The organism is Pedobacter roseus (assembly GCF_014395225.1).
Classification (GTDB): Bacteria; Bacteroidota; Bacteroidia; order Sphingobacteriales; family Sphingobacteriaceae; genus Pedobacter; species Pedobacter roseus.
The window spans coordinates 4,400,153-4,420,705 of the sequence record NZ_CP060723.1; the positions used below are offsets into that span (position 1 = coordinate 4,400,153).

The window sequence follows — 20,553 nt, forward strand, 5'->3', positions numbered from 1 at the left end:
ATTTAATTTTTCCACATTTGAGTTCGGTACTTTACCGGACTCATTCCTTTTAAGTTAAGTCTGATCCTGTCGTTATTATAATAGCTTATGTAAGATTTGATTTCCATTTTTAGTTCTTCTATGGTTTGATATTTTTTCAGGTAAAACAGTTCGGATTTTATAGTTCCAAAAAAGTTTTCAATGACTGCATTGTCCAGGCAATTTCCCTTCCTTGACATGCTCTGTATAACAGCTTTTTCCTGAAGGAGCTTTTGGTACGCCTTCATTTGGTACTGCCATCCCTGATCGGAATGTAAGATAAGCGCTGTTTGTTGCTTGGGTATGCGTATAAAAGCTTCTTTGATCATTTCTGTTACTTGCTTAAAATTCGGCCTTTCCGACAATTTGTAACTTATTATCTCACCATTAAAAAGATCTATTATAGGCGAAAGATATAACTTTTGTACGCCTACTTTAAACTCTGTAACATCTGTTGCCCATTTTTGGAAAGGCCTATCTGCTCTAAAGTTACGCTGCAATACATTCTCGGCCACTTTACCGAACTGCCCCCTATAGGTTTTATATTTCTTTACCCTGATCACACTTTTCAGCCCCATCGACTTCATGAGGCGCAGAACTGTTTTATCATTGAGATGAAAGCCCAGCTCCCTTAGGGCATAGACCATCCGTCTATACCCTAATCTGCCCTTATGCTGGTCATATAAGTTCTTGATCTGTATTTTAAGATGATCGTATTTATCTGCTTTTTTATTTTTCTGGATGTGGTAATAGAACGTACTCCTAGCCATATCTGCTGCCTGTAGCAACATTTTAAGATCGTGTTTCTGCCTTAATCCCTGGATGATCAGCGCTTTTTCTTTTTCTCTGCTTCTTCCTTCTGAATTAAGGCATACAACTTTTTTAGATATTCATTTTCGGCACGCAAAAAATTGTTTTCCTTTTCCAACTCCTGCTCCCTGGTTTGTTTAGGATTATTCTTTTTAGATTTTTTATCGGGTGCATCCATAAATTTTTCCCTACATGATTTGAAAAGTGCCCCCACACCTTCACTTTCATACTTCTTTTGCCAATTGCTGAGCATACTGACTGAAGGAAGTTTGAATCTGATGCAGGCCTGGTATAAAGATAAGCCTTCAGTTCTTAATGTTTCTATTACTGTTAACTTAAAATCGCCATCGTATTGACGTGGCTGCAATTGTAATCCTTCAATTCCATAGGCTTTATAAAAACTAACCCATTTATCCAAAATCGTATGGTTAATCTGGTTTTCCTTAGCAATAGCACGAACCGAACCTTCTCCATTGATCGCCTGTTTTACCAACAGTAATTTTAACTCTAAACCGTATTTAATTTTTCTACTCATAAAAATGCCCCATAAAGTGTCTAACTTTTTGGGGCAGTGTAATGTGCTATAAAAACTTGACTTCTTTCTTATTGGCCTATTTACAATTACCCGACAATCATTTCTAGAACATTTCACTCTTTATTTGTTTAATCAATTATGAAGAAAATTGTGCTCATTCGCCACGGCCAAAGTGTTTGGAACCTCGAAAACCGGTTTACAGGGTGGACAGATGTAGATTTATCTGAAACTGGTTATTTAGAAGCCAAAAAAGCTGGTGAAATTTTAAAAAAACACGATTACAATTTTGATATTGCTTTTACCTCCTTATTAAAACGGGCGATTAAAACACTTCATATTATTTTAGAAGACCTTGATCATCTTTGGATACCCGAACATAAAAGCTGGCATTTAAACGAACGTTTTTACGGAGCATTACAAGGCTTAAACAAAGCAGAAACAGCCGAAAAATATGGTGCAGACCAGGTTTATAAATGGAGAAGAGATCCTGACGAAGAGCCGCCACAGATTAGTAAAGATGATGAACGTTACCCCGGGAATGACCTGCGTTATCAACTTTTAAAACCCGGGGAGCTCCCTTTAACCGAAAACTTAAGTGATACCATCGCAAGGGTACTGCCTTATTGGAACGAAAGTATAGTACCGGCAATTAGCAGAAATGAAAAAGTAATTATATCTGCCCATGGCAATAGTTTAAGGGCATTGATCAAATACATCGATAATTTATCAAACGAAGAAGTAACCGCACTCGAAATCCCAACAGGAGTTCCGCTGGTTTATGAACTGGATGACGACCTCCAAAAAATAAGACATTATTACCTGGAATAATCAGAACGCTCCAACTCATAAGAGACTAATTGATTAAAACTTTCAAGATTACGTTTGTAGGTAATTTTACCCAAAATTATATTTACATTGTTTTGTTATTTTAACAATTAGCTTATCCTTATTTATGAGATCAAATAAAAAAAGCATCGATCTTTCAATTATCTGTGATGATCATTGGGATGTCGTATTCGACCATGTTGGTTTGGGCTTTTGGGAATTTAGTGTAGCCACAGGCATACTCCGCTCAACCAGATCATGCAAACTTAATTTTGGTTATCCGCCAGATGGGGTTTTGGCTTATGAAACCCTTTTAGGCTTAATCTTACCAGAAGATTTAGACCATGTTCAGGATGAAATAGAACTTACCGTTTCCGGCGAAAAAAGCAGTTACCATGCACTGTACCGGATTCGCCGCCCGGATGGAGAAATCCGCTGGATTAAAGCCGACGGAATTCTTTCTAAGCAGGACGGCGAAAGTTTAAAGTTAATTGGAACCACTCTAGATGTGACCAGTTTAAAGCAATCTCAATCTTAGTTACAGTTCATTTAGTTCAATCCAAACAGGTCCGTGGTCGCTTGTTTTTTCCCATCCCCTAACCTGCTTATCTACTCCTGCCGATTTTAAGCGATCGCTTACCTGAGGACTGAGCAAAAAATGATCAATCCTTAAACCTGCATTTCTGCCATAAGCATTGCGGAAATAATCCCAAAATGTATAAATCGTCTCGGTAGGATATAATTTTCTTATGGCATCTGTCCAGCCTTGTGCCAATAAATTTTTAAATGCCAGGCGTGTTTCAGGACGGAATAAAGCATCTTCAACCCATCTTTCAGGTTTATAGGCATCCAGTTCAGTTGGAATCACATTATAATCTCCTGCTAAAACCACAGGTATATTTCGCGCCAGCAACGTTGCAGTATGAGCGGTAAAACGCTCAAACCATTGCAGTTTATAATCAAACTTAGGGCCAGGTGCCGGATTACCATTTGGAAGGTATAAACAGCCAATAACCACACCGTTTACAATTGCCTCTATATACCTGCTTTGCAGGTCTTCAGGATCGCCTTCTAAACCACGCTTTAATTCTGTTATTTCTAAATTTCTGGCGAGTATAGCCACTCCGTTCCAACTTTTCTGTCCATGCCAGATGGCATTATAACCCGCATCTTTAATTGCCTGTTCAGGGAATTTTTCCTCGGGAGCCTTCAATTCCTGCAGGCACACTACATCAGGCTGGGTTTCTTCCAGCCAACGTAACAGCACAGGCAAGCGGCCATTCACACCATTTACATTATAGGTAGCTATTTTCATTTTATAAATCTCAGCATTAAAACCGAAAAACAGAAGGTTGTTGCATTTTTTGATTTAAAAACCTATTTCCAGGCCATAATGAGCAGTTTTTTGTTCAAATAATTAAGATAATTTGAAAATTTGGGGTTATCTTGCACTTCATTTAGCGTAACCGTTCAAACATCCCATGTTCAAAGCAGTTTTAAACAATCCTTCTGCCGAACCAAAAGACATCCGTTGGTTTTATGATCAGTATGCACCCATGCTGCTTGGCTATATCAATGGCATTGTGCAAGACCATCAACAATCAGAAGACCACCTGGTTGCCATTCTCACTTCATTTGTTAAGGATGTGGTTTTACAGGAAAAAAGCAAGTTAAATATCTGGCTTGAACTGCGCCAGTATGCACAAAGCAAATTAACTTTATTTACAGCAAAAGATCATCAGTTAAAACCTAACCCATCAGTAAACAAGGGGAAATTAGATTTGTTAGATGATTCGCAGAAACGGATATTCTGTGCGGTATATTACCATGGAAAATCAATTCCGTACCTGGCGGCAACAATGGGCTGTGATGAAAGCGAAATCCGCAATCAGTTAAAATTATCAATCGATAAAATGAGGAGGGCAAGTGGAAATTAATAAAATTATGGAAAGCGGTTTAATGGAAACCTATGTAATGGGGATTGCCACCGAAGAGGAGGTGCAGAAAGTTTTATCGCTAAAACAAGAATACCCGGCGTTTAAAGATGCTTTGGAACAGCTCGAATATGACATGGAAGTGCTGGCACAAAGCATGAGCATTGAGCCACCGGCAGGCACTTTGGCTAAAATTGAACATGAGATCAACGAAATCCAGCGCCGTAACCAGGCTATACAAACCGCTGTTGAGCCAGAGTACAGGTATGATAAACCCGAACAGGAGAACAAACAGGAAAGATATATAGAGGTAGAATCAGAATCAAACCAAATGCGCATAAATAAAGCCTGGAAATGGGTATTTATTGCAGTTTTTGTGCTAGGTAAGGTATTCTTGGCCAGCGCGATTTATTTTTATCTGGAGAACAGACAAGCGCAGGAACAGATCAAAGAATTAAAAATAGAACTGAAACAAAAGATCAGGTAAAAATTAAGCTAGTAATCACTAATAAACCTGAATTTTAAAACCAATACTAAGCTGAAATGTTTAGTTGTTAGATTCATTCATGTTTGAGCGCATGTTTGAGTTTAGATATGGGATAGGCTTTTAGCCTGTCCCTTTTTTATAACTAAGCCCTGTCTTATTTATCCAGTAACTGATTTACTTTTTCAATCAGGTGGCCTATATCAAAAGGTTTTTCGATAACATCATCCGGAATACAGCCTAAATTATTGACATCAATATTTAAAGCAGATAATAAAAGAATAGGTAAATGTGCTGTTTTAGAATTTTCCTTTAGCTTGTTGCAGAGTTCGCGGCCATCGGCATCTCCCATGCGGATATCCATCAGGATAATATCAGGCGAAAATGCCAGTATTGATTCCTCTAAATCATTGGCATTTAAAACTCCATGAACAATATCTTGCTCAAAAATTAAATTAATGATATCGTGGATGCTTTCATCATCATCAACGATAAAAACTCTCTTTACTTTGTACGCACTCATTAAGGAGCAAAGCTAATGTAAGTTCATTAGCCAACACTCCGTATTTATACTTGAACTTATCGCTTTTTATACTAAGCAGCCATTCCGTCCTTATAATTTTTAAGCATCTTTTTTAACAGTCCCCTGGCAACGTGTATTTTGGTTTTAACTGTTCCTAGAGGGATATCAAGTTCTGCAGCAATTTCATGGTATTTATAACCTTCAAAATAACGGCAGAAACAAAAGCGGCAATCTTCAGGCAAAAGGTTTAAAGAACGCTGAATGTCTTCCATCATAAATTTGGCCGATCCGCCATTCGCTGATGCGCTTGGCACAAGCTGAACAGAAGTAAGGTCATCTTCCTGCTGGATCATTTCATTTTTACGCTTTACTTTATAATAATGATTAAGGAAGGTATTTTTTAAGATCGTAAAAAGCCAGGCCCTTACATTACTGCCCATTTCGAACTTTGCCGAAAACCTAAAGGCTTTCATAAAGGTATCCTGCACTAAATCCGCAGCATCATCTTCATCACGGGTATAAGCTAGGGCACGGTCGAAAAGCGGTTGTTTGTACTGGTAAATGTCGCAATTGAAATTTAATGTTTCCATGTTCAGTTAGGGTTGATGTATCTATTCAACAAAATAGCATCATCCAATGTTATTTGTAGAAATACCCGATTTTTTACGGTTTATTTAAAACGGTAAAAAACGACCCGAAAAACAGGCAAAAACCTATGAAATATAACCATTCCGCATGGCAAAGCGAACCAGCGAAGCGGAGTTTTTAGTGCCGGTTTTATTGATCAGTGCTTCCCTTTGACTCTCCACAGTGCGTCTGCTCAGGTACAATTTATCAGCAATTTCCTGGTTGGTTAAACCATCTGCGATGAGTTTTAGCACATTGATTTCGCGCTCCGAAAAGTTGATTTCGGCATTGGTTTTTTGCGATAACATATTGAGTTCGGTGTTAAAACGCTCCAATATCGCGATGCATAAATTGGAAGAAAGATAACGTTTTCCCTTCATTACATGTTGTAGGCAAAACAGCAGTTCGTCTTCTTCAATGTCTTTTGAGAGGTAAGCAAAAGCCCCTGAGATAAAGGCATTTGAAGCATATTTTTCGTCATCTAAAATAGACAGCACCACCACTTTTGTATCGTATCCACCTGCCTTAATTTTGCTGATCAAACCGATCCCGTCGAGGTTTGGCATTACAATATCTGATAAAACAATATCAGCTTTTATTCCTTTTTCGAGAAGTTCTAAAACACCTAAACCATCCGATACTTCTGCTACAACTTTAATCCCTTCGTGTTTTTCTATCAGTACTTTTAGAGAGGTCCGGATGATATTGTGATCGTCCGCAAGAATAATGTTAATCATAATCCAAATATAACTTACGGTATTTTAAAATTAAAAACGGCTACTTTGGCAGCTCGATATAGAAGGTAGTTCCGACACCGGTTTTACTCTTAAACCAGATTTTTCCTTGATGTAAATCAACAATTGCTTTGATAATGCCCATTCCAAAACCGCCAGATTCTTCACCCTTTAAACCGGGCCTCAACGTTTCTGGTAAATGATCAAAAAGACCAGGCTGTAACTCATCCGGGATTCCTATTCCATTGTCGGTTACGGTAATCAGCACCGTGTTTTCCAACTCTTCGGCATGTAGGCCAATGTAACCATTATCATCAGTAAACTTCAGTGCATTCGAAATTAAATTATTAATCACCTGAAGAAATTTCATGCTATCTAAATGCAGGTAAATCTGTTCTGCCGAACTGGTAAACTTGATATTTTTGACTTTTCCCAATTTAGACCGTTTGTAAAAACGAACTACATCTCTAAGTTCCCATACCAGGTCGGCCCTTTCTTTACCAATCTCTACTACTGATGATTTTAAAAATTCCCTGTTAATCATACTTCTCACCAGCAGTAAATTACGTTCGCACATGTCTTTTATAAAAGAAAGCGAATTCATCATCTGCTCATCACCCGTTTGCGCTATACTATCTTCCATTGATGAAGCAGTTAACTTCATCATGCCCAGAGGTTCTTTTAAGTCGTGTGCCAATACTTCCAGGGTGATGTTTTTACGGGCATTGATCTGTTCGATGTGGATTTTGTTATGCCTTGCCACCGTAGTATCTTCTACTGTACCGATTAAACGCTTATTGGCCTTATCCTGAACCGCAAAAACAATAATGCGCACATATTTCTCTCTACCGGCAAATAACAAACGGAATTCGTATTTTTTTTCTTTGCCATCCTCCAAACACTCTTCGTAACAGGAAATTACATGTGCTAAATCTTCAGGGTGTACCTGCTTTAAAAGAATCTGCGAATGATCAAAAATCTGATCTGTTTCCAATTCCCAAATGTCGCCAAAGGACTTGTTCAGGTATAAAAATTTTTGCTGTTGAGGTTCAAAAATAAAATATCCGTCAGCAGACAAATCGCCTAGTGCACAAAAAAGCTCATTATTTAATTCGACCATGATTTTGTATTTGATAATTTTCGATATGGAAGGTTAACGATACCCTGTGGAGCAACCAAATCACAAACATTTAATACCCAAAAAAGTTTTTGATAAAAAAATCAGGTAGAATCAGGGTGGGATTTAGCCTTTTTACCCTCATTTTTTAAATTTTTAAGAGATATTAACATTTTCCACACGATGTGTAAAATTATTTTGCAGAATAAAACCAAGTATTGCCTAAATTGTTATGCATAAAGGAAAGACAAAAAAGTCCTGTGAGCGGGAGATCCGCGGAGGGCAGGCACACCATAAAAAAAGATAAAAATCTTTTACCAATAGCCATCATTAAGGTGGCTATTTTGTTTTGGGGCCAGCCTGTTTTAACATCACTTTTTTACCCGTTTTAGCCGAAATTTTTGCAGCCTCTAAAATTCTCACCACAATTAAATTATTCTCCAAAGAGGAAAGGTTATTTTCAGGTTTGATTTCTCCTTTTAAAATGGCAGATAAATAGTTTAAATGATTGGCGTAAGTGGGTGCTAAAGTTTTGGCCGGATAGATTTCATAACCATCTTTATTATTTTGTCTTGCCCTTATGTTTTTCTCATTAATGGCCTGCATATATCCAGTTTCGCCAAATACTTCCATATCCTTAATACTAAAGGGCCAGTTCCACGAGGCTTCAATAATCCCTGTTGCATTTGGGTATTCCAATAAAATAGTTGCATCGTCATCTACTTTAGGATACACCTCTTTTTTAATTTGATGGGTGATGGCGGTAACAGAAATTGGGGCTTTGTTATCCATTAACCAGGTCATTAAATTAGCACCGTAACAGCCAAAATCGACCAGCGCACCTGCTCCATTTTTATCAGGGTCGGTTAACCAGCTTAAAAATTCTTTGCTCACGCCAATTTCTTTTGGTCCCTGGTGCCCATCGTGTACAATCATTTTTCTGAGTGCGCCGATGGTATTGCTTTCTTTTACATTTTTATAAATCTCCTGATTGCTCGGATACCAGGTGGTTTCGTAATTGGTTAGTATGTGTACTTTATACTGTTTAGCCAATTCTGCCATCCGTTCTGCCTGCTTAACCGAAATGGCCAAAGGTTTTTCTACCATCACCGATATGCCTAGTGGAGCCGCAGCTTCTACCACTGCTAAATGATCGCTGATGGCATTATAGGCCAGCACCACATCAGGTTTCTTTTTCTTTAATAAATCGGGCAGGTTATTATAAAATATACTGTCAGGTATCTTATAACGCGTTTTAAACCGGTTAACCAGTTCAGGGTTACTTTCGGCAATGCCAATGATGTTAACTTCAGCTTTTTGGTAGCTGTTCATAATCAGATAAACATGATCATGGTTTAAGCCGGCTATAGCTACATTTAATTTTTGCTGTGCCTTACTATTCATAAACGAGAGTAAAAAGCAAACGATCAAAATATTGAAGCGGCAAAAGTATTTCATTTTATTGTTAACTGTCATCATGCTGTTTTTCTAAATTGTTGTTTACAAATTATAAATTTATAAAAGGCTTAAGGCTAACACTTAAAAATATTACAAAGTGAAGAATTGAAAGCTGTTGACCAATGCGGCTTTAAATCTTATATTCATCATCAAAAAATATGGCCCAGAATAAAACCACAGAAAACGATTTAAGTGTAACCGATTTTCTAAATACGGTAACCGACGAAACCAAACGGAAAGATTGTTTTAGTCTTTCGGATATTATTGCTGAAACCACAGGTTTTAAAGCGAAAATGTGGGGAACGGCCATTGTTGGTTTTGGCAGCTACCATTATAAATACGAAAGCGGCAGAGAAGGCGATGCACCTTTAGTTGGTTTTTCGCCACGGAAAGATGCCATAGCCCTATACTTCTCATCTGAGTTTAAAAACCGGGAACAACTGCTGGCTAAATTCGGAAAACACAAAACCGCTAAAGCATGCGTGTACGTAAAAAAAATGAGCGATATCGATGTGGAGGTGTTAAAAGAAATGGTTACGAATTCTGTTGCGAGGATTAGTAGTTTATATCCGTAAGTCCGAAAAGTCAGGAGACCGGGGTCCGAGGTTTATAGTACAAAAATGTAACGCTCCATATATTAGATAATACCTAGTTACTGGTCTTAGCGTCTCGCTAAGACCCACATGTATTTTTTTTTACAATTATTTAATTGCCACGGATGCACAGATTAGCACGGAATATTTCCGCTTTGCATTTACTGAAGGCTCTACATCTATTCAAACGCTGTGGTTATCTTTGTGACTTCGTGGCTTTTGGTTAAATCCTACAGGTGGCCTGCCAATCAGACCGGAGCTGAAGTGTCTTCTCTTTCTTGCATGAAAGACCTTGAAACAACTTCAGGGTGACGGTCGCGATTACCATGTAAATAAGAAGTTACGCTACAATAAGTTAAATTTTCCAATATTTGATCATTCCTTATTTCGAATAAAAAACCGGAAATGATTAAAAAATTACACCTCTATTTATTAATAGCTGGCACATGTGCATCGTTAAGCGCTGCAGCCCAGGATGCCATAAGCTATCAAACACCACCTAAAGAAATTGCTGATCTGCTACTAGCAAAGCCAACACCCGGCGTGAGCATTGACGGCAAGGCTGAATGGATCTTGTTCAGCGAGCGTAATTCCTACCCTTCGGTAGAAGAATTAGCAATGCCCGAGTACCGCATTGCGGGTTTAAGGTTAAACCCCAATAACTATTCGCCCAGCAGACAGACCTATATCAATAATTTTAGTCTTAAAAATATTAAATCTAACCAGAGTTTTCAGGTTGCTGGTTTGCCAACTCCGTTATTTGCAGGTAATATCAGCTGGAACCCTTCAGAAAACAAAATTGCTTTTACCAACACCACACAAAAAGGAGTAGATCTTTACATTATCGATCTGGCTACCAAAAAAGCAACAAAAGCCAATAAAGCTTTCTTAAACGTAGTTTTGGGCAGTGGACTTACCTGGTTAAATGATAATACCATTATTTACCGTACAGTAACCAAACCTGCCAGTGCCGCACCTACAAAACCTTTGATGCCAAAAGGGCCAACCATCCAGCAGAATTTAGGTAAAGCCGCACCAAGTGTTACTTATCAGGATTTAATTAAATCACCTTTCGACGAACAGTTGTTTGAGTTTTTTGCTACTTCACAACTGGTTAAAAATACGGCTGGGGTTGAAACACCAATCGGCAAACCGGCCATTTATGGCTTAACCAATTTATCGCCTGATAAAAGTTATATGATGGTAGAAACCATCCGCAAGCCTTTTTCTTACCTTGTTTCGGCTTATGGCTTTCCATCAACCGTAAGCATTACCGATTTAACAGGTAAAACCATCAAAGTTATTGCCGAGCTGCCATCATCAGAAGGTACGCCATCAGGTTATGATAATACACAAAATGTAGCCCGTGGTTTCGATTGGCGCGATGATGAACCTGCCACATTGGTTTGGAGCAAACCTTTAGATAGCGGCCTGATCAAAAAAGATGTTCCTTTTCACGATGCGGTTTATGCATTAAGCGCCCCTTTTACAGGAACTGAAAAAGAATTATTCAAAACACAAACCCGTTACCGTGGTGTACAATGGGGTGATGCCAACCTGGCCCTTATTATGGAAGGCTTACGTAGCAAACAAACCAGCAAAGTAAGCCGTTATAACCCGTCGACCGGAGCGGTTGAAGAATTATACAGCCGTAACCAAACTGATGCGTATGGCAATCCAGGCTCGCCCGTTACCGTTAAAAATAAATACGGCCGCCAGGTGATTAAAACTGTTGATAATGGCACCAAACTATTGATGAACAATATTGTGGGTTCATCAGAAAAAGGAGATTTGCCTTTCTTAGCTAAGTTCGACCTAACTACGAAAAAAAATGAAATTATCTGGCGCAGTGCCGAGGGTACTTTCGAATATGTAAGTGATGTGATCAATCCTGATAAACTGGTTTTGCTTACCCGTAAAGAAAGTCAGAAACTGGTTCCGAATTACTTTATCAAAAACCTGGTGCTGCGTATTGCCGATCAGCCGATTACCAATTTCACCAATCCCTATCCATCACTGGAAGGCATTACCAAAGAGAAAATTTCTTATAAACGTGCCGATGGGGTTGATTTAACAGGTGATCTGTATTTACCAAAAGGATATAATAAAGATAAAGACGGACCATTGCCGACCTTAATCTGGGCCTACCCGCGCGAGTTTAACTCTGCTGCCGATGCCGCACAGATCCGTGGATCGAAAGATAAATTTACCACCATCAGCTGGGCCTCTCCTATTTTTTGGGTAACCCGTGGTTATGCCGTTTTAGATAATGCCGAAATGCCAATTGTAGCTAAAGACGGTAAAAAACCAAACGATACTTTTGTGGATCAGTTACAGTTAAATGCCGAAGCAGCCATTAATAAATTATCGGCTTTAGGTGTTGGCGATAAAAAACGTATGGCTGTTGGCGGTCACAGTTATGGTGCCTTTATGACAGCGAATTTATTGGCGCATACCAACCTTTTTGCTGCAGGTATTGCCCGTAGTGGTGCTTATAACCGCACTTTAACGCCATTTGGTTTCCAAAACGAAGAACGTACTTACTGGCAGGCGCCTCAATTGTATTACGAAATGAGCCCATTTAGTTATGCTGATAAAATTAAAACCCCGATATTGTTAATCCACGGCGATTCTGACGATAACCCGGGTACATTCCCGATCAATAGCGAACGTTTGTTCAACGCTATAAAAGGAGCAGGCGGTACTACCCGTTTTGTATTTTTACCTTACGAAGCTCACAGTTACCGCGGTAAAGAAAACTTATTGCACATGCTTTGGGAACAAGACCAGTGGTTAGAAAAATATGTGAAAAACAAAAAATAAATTTCTCTCTACCTTTATCGATTAAAGTGCTTCAAATTGAAGCACTTTTTTTGTTTAAAGAACACGCTTTCCATGGTATCAGAAATATTCTATCTGGCACAGATAGACAAATAGTTCAATTACTTGATTTTTTTATTTTTTGATAAATACCATCGTTCAATTCCAGGCGTATGAAACACTCAGATATTAATAGATAACCGCACAATCAATTATTTTGGCGTAAAATTTAATCAAAGTTACTTTGAAAGTTTCAAGCAGTGTGCAGCGACTGATCAAAGTTACTTTGAAAGCTTCCCGCAGTATGCAGCGACCGATCAAAGTAACTTTGAAAGCTTCCCGCAGTGTGCAGCGACCAACCAAAGTAACTTTGAAAGCTTCCCGCAGTATGCAGCGACCATCAAAGTAACTTTGAAAGCTTCCTGCATGGTGCAGCTTTGAATCATTATAAATAATAAGGGTGTTGTTTACAGATCTCGCTTTCGCACTATCCTTACAAAATCCGGATAATTAACTTCATCTATAAATCAGATGGAAACCTCCGGCTATATATTGTTTGCCCCTAGCCTTATACACATTTACACATTAAAACCTTACATTTATTCCATTAAACTGAACATTACCTTTACTTATTTGTTAAGCCAATATGGACTACATAGACTATTATAAAATCCTCGATTTAAAGAAAGATGCAACAGCAGAGGATATTAAAAAAGCTTATAGAAAATTAGCCAGAAAACACCACCCCGATCTTAATCCCAACAACGAAGAAGCCAATAAAAAATTCCAACAGATTAATGAGGCCAACGAAGTGTTGAGCGATCCGGAGAAAAGAAAGAAATACGATAAATATGGTAAAGATTGGCAGCATGCCGATCAGTTAGATGCTCAGCAGCAGCAGCAAAGGCAATACCAATCGCAAGGTGGAGGCTATGGAGGAGGCAGCAGTTATTCAGGTGGTTTTAGTGGAGATGATTTTTCCGATTTCTTTTCCTCCATGTTTGGCGGAGGCGGTGGCAGAAGCAGCCGGAATTCGCCTTTCAAAGGTCAGGATTATAATGCCGATTTACAGTTAAACCTGCTCGATGCCTATACCACTCATAAACAAACCTTAACTGTTAATGGTAAACAGGTACGCATTACCATTCCGGCAGGGGTAGAAAACGGACAAAAGATTAAATTGCCTGGTTACGGTGCAGCAGGTGTTAACAATGGCCCTCCAGGCGATCTGTTTATCAAGTTTAACATCAGCGATGATCCTAAATTTAAACGCAAAGGAAACGACATTTATATTCAGGAAGAAATAGACCTGTACACCGCTGTTTTAGGAGGAGAAAAAATTGTAGAAACACTTAACGGCAAGGTAAAACTTAAAGTACCGGAAGGTACACAACCTGACGCTACCCTGCGCTTAAAAGGTAAAGGATTTCCTGTTTATAAAAAAGAAAACCAGTTTGGCGATCTATACATTAAATGGCTGGTAAAATTACCAACCAACTTAAACCCTGAGCAAAAAGAACTATTCGAAAAACTTTCCAAATTCTAACCATTATGGAAACCAATTTAATATCAGTAGAAGAAATCTGTGCTTATCATCAGGTGGAAATTAATTTCATCCAATCACTCGAAGATTTTGGATTGATCCATACGACCATTAAAAAACAATCTGTTTTTTTACCTATTGATGAGTTATCTAAATTGGAGCAGTATCTCCGACTGGCGCAAGACCTCGAAATTAATTTAGAGGGCATTCATGCCGTTTCACATTTGTTAAGTCAGCTACAGAATATGCAGGAAGAAATGACTGCCTTGCGTAACGAGTTAAATTATTATAAACAACTTAACAAGCATTAATAAACAACCGTTTGTGCAGTATTTTGCATAAAAAGTGGCTAATAAAACACTATCTTTTTAAGATATCTTTCTTAAATTGGCAATCTAATTTTAAAAAATGAGCGATCTTTCTTCAAAATTCATCGAAAAAATAAAATCATCCTATGCCCCAACGGGCTCGTACATTTATTTAGGCGCCGGAATTTTAGACGGACAGGTTTACAGCGAGGCTGAAGTTAATTTATCATTAAAAATGATGAACAGACACGGCCTGATTGCCGGAGCTACAGGGACAGGTAAAACGCGTACGCTACAATTGCTGGCCGAACAGCTGTCGGATGCCGGAGTTCCCGTTTTTATGTTAGATGTGAAAGGCGATTTATCTGGCTTGAACCAACCCGGTTCAGTTAACCCTAAAATTGAGGAAAGGGCGAAGCAGCTCAATAAAACTTTCTCGCCAACCGGTTTCCCTATTGAGATTTACTCCCTTTCGGGTAAAACGGGTTCACAGATGCGCGCAACAGTCCTCGAGTTTGGCCCTACCCTTTTATCAAAAATTTTAGATCTAAACGATACACAGGCAGGTGTTATGGCGGTTATTTTTAAATATGCCGACGATAACAAAATGCCAATCATTGATTTAAACGATTTAAAAAAACTGGTTTCTTACCTGTCGGAAGGTGCTGGTGCTGCCGAAATTAAAAGCAGTTATGGCAGTATTTCAACAGCTACATCGGGTACCATGCTTAGAAAAATAGTTGCCATAGAGCAGCAGGGATTAGGCGGTATGTTTGGCGAAAAATCATTTGATATAGAAGATCTTTTCGAGCGGGTTGATGGCAAAGGCACCATTAGCTTGTTAAATATTGCCGATGTTCAGAACCAGCCTGTATTGTACTCAACTTTTTTACTCAGCCTGCTGGCCGAGTTATTTAATACTATGCCAGAGGTTGGCGACTTAGATAAGCCAAAACTCGTGTTCTTTTTTGATGAAGCACATTTATTGTTTAAAAACTCATCAAAAGCATTTTTAGAACAGATAGAAACCATTATCAGGTTAATCCGCTCAAAAGGCATTGGCGTTTTCTTTTGTACACAGGCACCGAGTGACGTTCCTGAAAGTGTTTTAGGACAACTGGGTAACCGCGTACAGCATGCATTAAGGGCGTTTACCCCAAATGATGTAGATGCTTTGAAAAAGACAGTGAATACTTATCCAAAATCAGATTTTTACGAGATTGATAAAATATTAACTTCATTAGGAACCGGACAGGCTTTAGTTACCGTACTCAATGAAAAAGGTATCCCAACAGAGGTTTCAGCAACCATGCTTACCCCACCCAGGGCCGTTATGGGTCCGTTAACTGCTGCTGATTTCGATCAGGTGGTTCACGCCAGTCCGATGTATACCAAATATAAAGATGCAATCGATCCGGAAAGTGCCTACGAAATTTTAACCAAACGCATTAACGATCAAACTGCTGCTTTAGAACAGCAAAAACAAGAAGCCGAAGCCCAAAAACAGGCTGAACAGGAAAGCAAACCTAAACCCGGCGAAAAAAGCCTGGTTGAACAGGTAATGGGCGCAACCATTACCCGCCAGATCGGTAAAGAAATTGTCCGCGGTATATTTGGCATGCTTACCGGAAAAAAAACACGGTCGAAAACCGGCGGCGGACTTTTTGGCTTTTAAAAAACTTAATAATTAACATAATAGAACGCTCAAATAATTAATTTCGCAAGATGAAACCAAGATGGTGAATCGATTGTTCCATCATCAAAAGTTTTTGCACCAAAAAAAATAATAAATAATAGATGAAACCCACCCTATTAATATTGGCTGCTGGTATGGCTAGCCGTTACGGAAGTATGAAACAGATTGATGGTTTTGGTCCCAATGGCGAAACCATTATCGATTACTCAATATATGATGCCATTAACGCAGGCTTTGGTAAAGTTGTATTTATCATTAAAGAAGAGTTTGTAGACAATTTTAAAGCCATTTTCGAGCCTAAACTGGCTGGCAGAATTGAAACAGATTACGTTTTCCAGAATTTCGATTTAAAACAGTTCGGTATCGAAGAAGAAATATACAGAGAGAAACCATGGGGTACTGCACATGCAATCCTTTCGGGCAGAAATGTAATTAAAGAACCATTTTGCGTAATTAACGCTGATGATTATTATGGTTACGATGCTTTTAAAAAGATGGTTGATTTCTTAACCACAGAAGTAACAGACAGCAATTATTCGATTATCGGTTATGAAATCGGTAAAACTTTATCAGAGTTTGGCGCAGTTTCGCGTGGTGTTTGTAAAGTAGATGCTTCAGGTAACCTGGAGGAAATTGTAGAACGTACGAAAGTTTATCCTAAAGATGGCAGTATTTTTTACGAAGAAAATGGAGAAGAATTTCCTTTAGCTTACGAAACACCGGTTTCAATGAATTTCTGGGGTTTTACACCAGCTGTTTTTAAAATTACCGAAGAATTGTTCAGGGAATTTGCAGAGGCAAACAAAGATAAACCTAAAGCAGAGTTTTTTATTCCATTAATTGGCGAAAACCTGGTGAAAAGCAACACTGCAACTTTTAAAGTAATACCTACTTCAAATAAATGGTTTGGTGTAACTTATAAAGAAGATAAACCTTATGTTCAGGATAGTATTGACCAATTGGTTAAAAACGGAACATATCCTGAAAAATTATGGAACTAAATTTAGACTCCGAAGTTTTAGAAGCCTACGGATACGCTAAAGAAAATACAAAAATTACACAAATAGGTACGGGTTTGATTAACCGTACTTATTTGCTTTCGCCCCAAACGGAAGAGAAGAAATACATCCTTCAAAATATCAATACTTCGGTATTTAAATCACCCCAGGCCATTGCCAACAACCTCAGGGCAATTTCCGATTATCTTAACTTTAATTATCCTGAATATCTTTTTATAAAACCTGTTTCTACAGCTAACAGCGAGGAAATGGCGCATATCCATAATGAATATTGGCGAATGTTGCCTTTTGTGCCCAATACCATCTCTTTAGATGTTTTGGCCGATCCTAAGCAAGCCTATGAGGCTGCCAGGCAATTTGGTAAACTGAGCAGGTTATTAGATCACTTTGATGCCAAAACGCTTCAACCTACTATCCCTGGTTTTCACGATCTGGGCTTAAGGTATGAACAATTTAATTTGGCCTTAAACCAGGCTGATGAAACATTAAAACAAGATGCCAAAGCACAGATTTCAGATGCTTTAACACATAAATATATCTTAGATTATTATAACTCTTATGCCCATAGAAAGGATTTTCCAGACCGTGTAATGCACCACGATACCAAAATCAGTAATGTGTTATTGGATAGCGAAACAAATGAAGGGATTTGCGTAATCGACCTGGACACCATTATGCCTGGGAAATTTATTTCCGATCTGGGTGATATGATGCGCACCTATCTTTGTGCTTTCTCTGAAAATGAAACCGATCTGGAAAAGATCAAAATACGTTTGCCTTATTTCGAAGCAATGATTAAAGGCTATTTATTGGAAATGAAAAGCATTTTAACGGAAACGGAAAAAGAGCTTATAGTATTCTCGGGTAAATACATGATCTACATGCAGGCCCTGCGCTTTTTAACCGACTTTTTAAACGGAAACAAGTACTATCCGACAAGTTATCCTACCCAAAACTTAGATCGTGTTAAAAACCAGTTTAAACTGCTATATGAATTAGCTGTGAACGAAAAAGAATTACAGGATATTATTGAAGAAAACTTGGTTTAGATCTTTTTAAAACCTGCAAGGTTTAAAATACAAGCCCTCTTACCTAAACCCGACAGCAGCGATTCCGATCCTTCATCGGAAGTAGCAAATGGCGGGACTACAGTTCCCGAAAAGTACAGGAACAATCATTTCCAAAATCTTTTGAACCACATAAGATATTTAAGGTCATATAAGTGATTTCCAAATCTCACAGGTTTTAAAAACCTGCGAGGTTTAATGCACAAAAAAAGCGTTCCGATTTTAAACCGGAACGCTTTTTATATACTCCCAAGACTAACGACTCAGGACTTCAGACTCAAGACTATTTCTTATCGTCTTCTTTCACTTCTTCAAAATCAACGTCAGTAACGTTATCGCCACCACCTTGAGGCTGACCATCAGCTTGTGGTTGTTCAGCACCTTGAGGCTGACCGCCATCTTTGTACATTTCCTCAGATGCTGCGTTCCATGCATTTTGCAATTCAGCTTGTGCTGCATCGATATCTGCAAAGTTACGTGAACCATGAGCTGCTTTTAATTTCTCTAAACCAGCTTCGATTGGTGCTTTTTTATCAGCAGATAATTTATCACCAAACTCTTTTAATTGTTTCTCAGTTGAGAAAATTAATGCATCAGCTCCGTTGATTTTATCAGCTTCTTCTTTTTGCTTAGCATCATCTGCTGCATTAGCTTCAGCTTCTTCTTTCATTTTTTTGATCTCAGCATCAGTTAAACCTGAAGATGCTTCAATACGGATTTTTTGCTCTTTACCTGTAGCTTTATCTTTCGCACTTACGTGTAAGATACCATTGGCATCAATATCGAATGATACTTCTACCTGAGGCACACCACGAGGTGCTGGTGGAATACCATCTAAAATGAAACGGCCAATTGTACGGTTCTGGCCAGCCATTGGGCGCTCACCTTGTAAAATGTGGATTTCTACTGAAGGCTGGTTATCAGCTGCAGTTGAGAAAGTTTCCGATTTTTTAGTTGGGATTGTTGTGTTAGACTCAATTAATTTAGTCATTACACCACCCATAGTTTCGATACCTAATGATAAAGGCGTAACGTCTAATAACAATACATCTTTCACATCACCAGTTAACACACCACCTTGAATTGCAGCACCGATAGCCACAACCTCATCAGGGTTAACACCTTTACTTGGCTCTTTACCGAAGAAAGCTTTAACCGCTTCCTGAATTGCAGGGATACGGGTTGAACCACCTACCAGGATAATTTCGTCGATATCGCTTGTGCTTAAACCAGCATTTTTCAAAGCAGATTTACAAGGCTCGATAGTACGTTTAATTAAGCTATCAGCCAATTGCTCAAATTTAGCACGAGATAATGTACGTACTAAGTGTTTAGGGCCGCTGGCATCAGCAGTAATGTATGGTAAGTTAATTTCAGTTGAAGTTGTGCTTGATAACTCAATTTTAGCTTTCTCAGCAGCTTCTTTTAAACGTTGTAAAGCCATTGGATCTTTTGCAAGGTCCATGCTGTTTTCTGATTTAAATTCTTCAGTTAACCAATCGATAATAATGTGGTCAAAGTCATCACCACCTAAGTGAGTATCACCATCAGTAGATTTTACTTCGAAAACGCCATCACCTAATTCTAAAACCGAAACGTCATGTGTACCACCACCACAGTCAAACACAACAATTTTCATGTCTTTGTGTGCTTTATCTAAACCATAAGCTAAAGCTGCTGCAGTTGGCTCGTTAATGATACGTTTTACAGTTAAACCTGCAATTTCGCCAGCTTCTTTAGTAGCCTGACGTTGTGCATCGTTAAAATAAGCAGGTACAGTGATAACTGCTTCTGTAACTTCCTGACCTAAGAAATCTTCAGCAGTTTTTTTCATTTTTTGTAAAATCATTGCAGAAATCTCTTGTGGAGTATATTTTCTGTCGTCGATTTCTACACGTGGTGTATTGTTATCACCTTTAACTACTTTATAAGGTACACGCCCAGCTTCTTTCGCACTTTCGTCGTAGCTGTTACCCATAAAGCGTTTAATCGAATATATCGTTTTTGTTGGGTTGGTTATAGCCTGACGTTTAGCAGGCTCGCCAACCTTGCGCTCACCGTTTTCTGCAAAAGCAACAATAGACGGTGTAGTACGTTTACCCTCACTGTTTGCGATAACTACAGGCTCATTGCCCTCCATTACGCTCACGCAAGAGTTTGTTGTTCCTAAGTCTATTCCAATAATTTTTCCCATTGTATTTTTAATTTCTCTTTTTAAAGTATTATAATTTCTACTGCTATTAAACAATGCTTGTGCCAATTGGTTTTTGGCAGAAAATATGGGTAAAAGACTGTTAAAATGTAAAAAAAGAGACTTGTCTCTACTGACAGCATGACAGAGAATGATGGAAGATGTGGGATGGACGATGGATAAGGGGCAAATCCAAAGGTGAAAGCTTAAAGACTAAAGGTTAAGCAAAGTTTATTTTTAAAAGGATTTGT

The 20,553-nt window shown here is 38.6% G+C and carries 20 protein-coding genes; 11 read left to right on the plus strand and 9 right to left on the minus strand.

Annotated features, from left to right (window positions below):
- Positions 1–2 precede the first annotated feature (2 nt).
- Positions 3–908, minus strand: coding sequence for an IS3 family transposase (locus H9L23_RS17985; protein ID WP_187595431.1), 906 nt, complete (start codon positions 906–908; stop codon positions 3–5).
- A complete protein-coding gene (locus H9L23_RS17990; protein ID WP_187591635.1) occupies positions 845–1,363 on the minus strand; it encodes a helix-turn-helix domain-containing protein in 519 nt (172 codons plus the stop codon). Before H9L23_RS17990 ends, H9L23_RS17985 begins: the two co-directional genes overlap by 64 nt.
- A 138-nt stretch (positions 1,364–1,501) precedes the next feature.
- Here H9L23_RS17990 and gpmA point away from each other — a divergent pair, with 138 nt between their 5' ends.
- Both gpmA and H9L23_RS18000 read left to right on the plus strand, forming a co-directional pair.
- Positions 1,502–2,191: a 2,3-diphosphoglycerate-dependent phosphoglycerate mutase gene (gene gpmA, locus H9L23_RS17995; protein ID WP_187591669.1), complete on the plus strand. Its 690-nt coding sequence runs from the start codon at positions 1,502–1,504 to the stop codon at positions 2,189–2,191.
- Positions 2,192–2,315: 124 nt separating this feature from the next.
- The gene (locus H9L23_RS18000) at positions 2,316–2,726 is read left to right on the plus strand and encodes a PAS domain-containing protein (protein ID WP_187591670.1); all 411 of its coding nucleotides are present in this window, start codon (positions 2,316–2,318) and stop codon (positions 2,724–2,726) included.
- On the opposite strand, the gene xth is transcribed toward H9L23_RS18000, so the two are convergent.
- Positions 2,727–3,503: an exodeoxyribonuclease III gene (xth, locus tag H9L23_RS18005; protein WP_187591671.1), complete on the minus strand. Its 777-nt coding sequence runs from the start codon at positions 3,501–3,503 to the stop codon at positions 2,727–2,729.
- Positions 3,504–3,669: 166 nt separating this feature from the next.
- Here xth and H9L23_RS18010 point away from each other — a divergent pair, with 166 nt between their 5' ends.
- Both H9L23_RS18010 and H9L23_RS18015 read left to right on the plus strand, forming a co-directional pair.
- A complete protein-coding gene (locus H9L23_RS18010) occupies positions 3,670–4,125 on the plus strand; it encodes a sigma-70 family RNA polymerase sigma factor (RefSeq protein WP_187591672.1) in 456 nt (151 codons plus the stop codon).
- On the plus strand, positions 4,115–4,609 hold the full coding sequence (locus tag H9L23_RS18015; RefSeq protein ID WP_187591673.1) for a hypothetical protein: 495 nt from the start codon (positions 4,115–4,117) through the stop codon (positions 4,607–4,609). The genes H9L23_RS18010 and H9L23_RS18015 overlap by 11 nt, the downstream gene beginning before the upstream one ends.
- Positions 4,610–4,763: 154 nt before the next feature.
- Here H9L23_RS18015 and H9L23_RS18020 read toward each other — a convergent pair whose 3' ends face one another.
- From H9L23_RS18020 to H9L23_RS18040, 5 genes are all read right to left on the minus strand, one after another.
- Positions 4,764–5,129, minus strand: a complete 366-nt coding sequence (locus H9L23_RS18020; RefSeq protein WP_187591674.1) for a response regulator — start codon at positions 5,127–5,129, stop codon at positions 4,764–4,766.
- A gap of 71 nt (positions 5,130–5,200) precedes the next feature.
- The gene (locus H9L23_RS18025) at positions 5,201–5,719 is read right to left on the minus strand and encodes an RNA polymerase sigma factor (protein WP_187591675.1); all 519 of its coding nucleotides are present in this window, start codon (positions 5,717–5,719) and stop codon (positions 5,201–5,203) included.
- Positions 5,720–5,842: 123 nt separating this feature from the next.
- Complete coding sequence (locus H9L23_RS18030; protein WP_187591676.1) at positions 5,843–6,493, minus strand: response regulator; 651 nt, start codon at positions 6,491–6,493, stop codon at positions 5,843–5,845.
- 40 nt (positions 6,494–6,533) lie between these two features.
- Positions 6,534–7,610, minus strand: a complete 1,077-nt coding sequence (locus H9L23_RS18035) for a PAS domain-containing sensor histidine kinase (protein WP_187591677.1) — start codon at positions 7,608–7,610, stop codon at positions 6,534–6,536.
- A gap of 336 nt (positions 7,611–7,946) precedes the next feature.
- A complete protein-coding gene (locus tag H9L23_RS18040; protein WP_246474732.1) occupies positions 7,947–9,011 on the minus strand; it encodes a Gfo/Idh/MocA family protein in 1,065 nt (354 codons plus the stop codon).
- Positions 9,012–9,223: 212 nt separating this feature from the next.
- Here H9L23_RS18040 and H9L23_RS18045 point away from each other — a divergent pair, with 212 nt between their 5' ends.
- The 7 genes from H9L23_RS18045 to H9L23_RS18075 all read left to right on the plus strand — a co-directional run bounded on the left by H9L23_RS18045 (position 9,224) and on the right by H9L23_RS18075 (position 18,093).
- Positions 9,224–9,640: a DUF1801 domain-containing protein gene (locus tag H9L23_RS18045; protein ID WP_187591678.1), complete on the plus strand. Its 417-nt coding sequence runs from the start codon at positions 9,224–9,226 to the stop codon at positions 9,638–9,640.
- A 423-nt stretch (positions 9,641–10,063) separates the two neighbouring features.
- On the plus strand, positions 10,064–12,481 hold the full coding sequence (locus H9L23_RS18050; protein ID WP_187591679.1) for an alpha/beta hydrolase family protein: 2,418 nt from the start codon (positions 10,064–10,066) through the stop codon (positions 12,479–12,481).
- A gap of 643 nt (positions 12,482–13,124) precedes the next feature.
- A complete protein-coding gene (locus tag H9L23_RS18055) occupies positions 13,125–14,024 on the plus strand; it encodes a DnaJ C-terminal domain-containing protein (protein WP_187591680.1) in 900 nt (299 codons plus the stop codon).
- Positions 14,025–14,029: 5 nt separating this feature from the next.
- Positions 14,030–14,332, plus strand: a complete 303-nt coding sequence (locus tag H9L23_RS18060) for a chaperone modulator CbpM (protein ID WP_187591681.1) — start codon at positions 14,030–14,032, stop codon at positions 14,330–14,332.
- Positions 14,333–14,429: 97 nt separating this feature from the next.
- Positions 14,430–16,004: a helicase HerA-like domain-containing protein gene (locus H9L23_RS18065; RefSeq protein WP_187591682.1), complete on the plus strand. Its 1,575-nt coding sequence runs from the start codon at positions 14,430–14,432 to the stop codon at positions 16,002–16,004.
- A 122-nt stretch (positions 16,005–16,126) separates the two neighbouring features.
- Positions 16,127–17,026: a nucleotidyltransferase family protein gene (locus H9L23_RS18070; protein ID WP_187591683.1), complete on the plus strand. Its 900-nt coding sequence runs from the start codon at positions 16,127–16,129 to the stop codon at positions 17,024–17,026.
- Positions 17,017–18,093 (plus strand): phosphotransferase enzyme family protein, encoded by a 1,077-nt coding sequence (locus H9L23_RS18075; protein WP_187591684.1) that lies wholly within the window; start codon positions 17,017–17,019, stop codon positions 18,091–18,093. Before H9L23_RS18070 ends, H9L23_RS18075 begins: the two co-directional genes overlap by 10 nt.
- Before the next feature lie 301 nt (positions 18,094–18,394).
- Here H9L23_RS18075 and dnaK read toward each other — a convergent pair whose 3' ends face one another.
- Positions 18,395–20,305 carry a molecular chaperone DnaK gene (dnaK, locus tag H9L23_RS18080; RefSeq protein WP_187591685.1) on the minus strand — a complete coding sequence of 637 codons (1,911 nt, stop codon included), beginning with the start codon at positions 20,303–20,305 and terminating at the stop codon, positions 18,395–18,397.
- Positions 20,306–20,553: the final 248 nt, after the last annotated feature.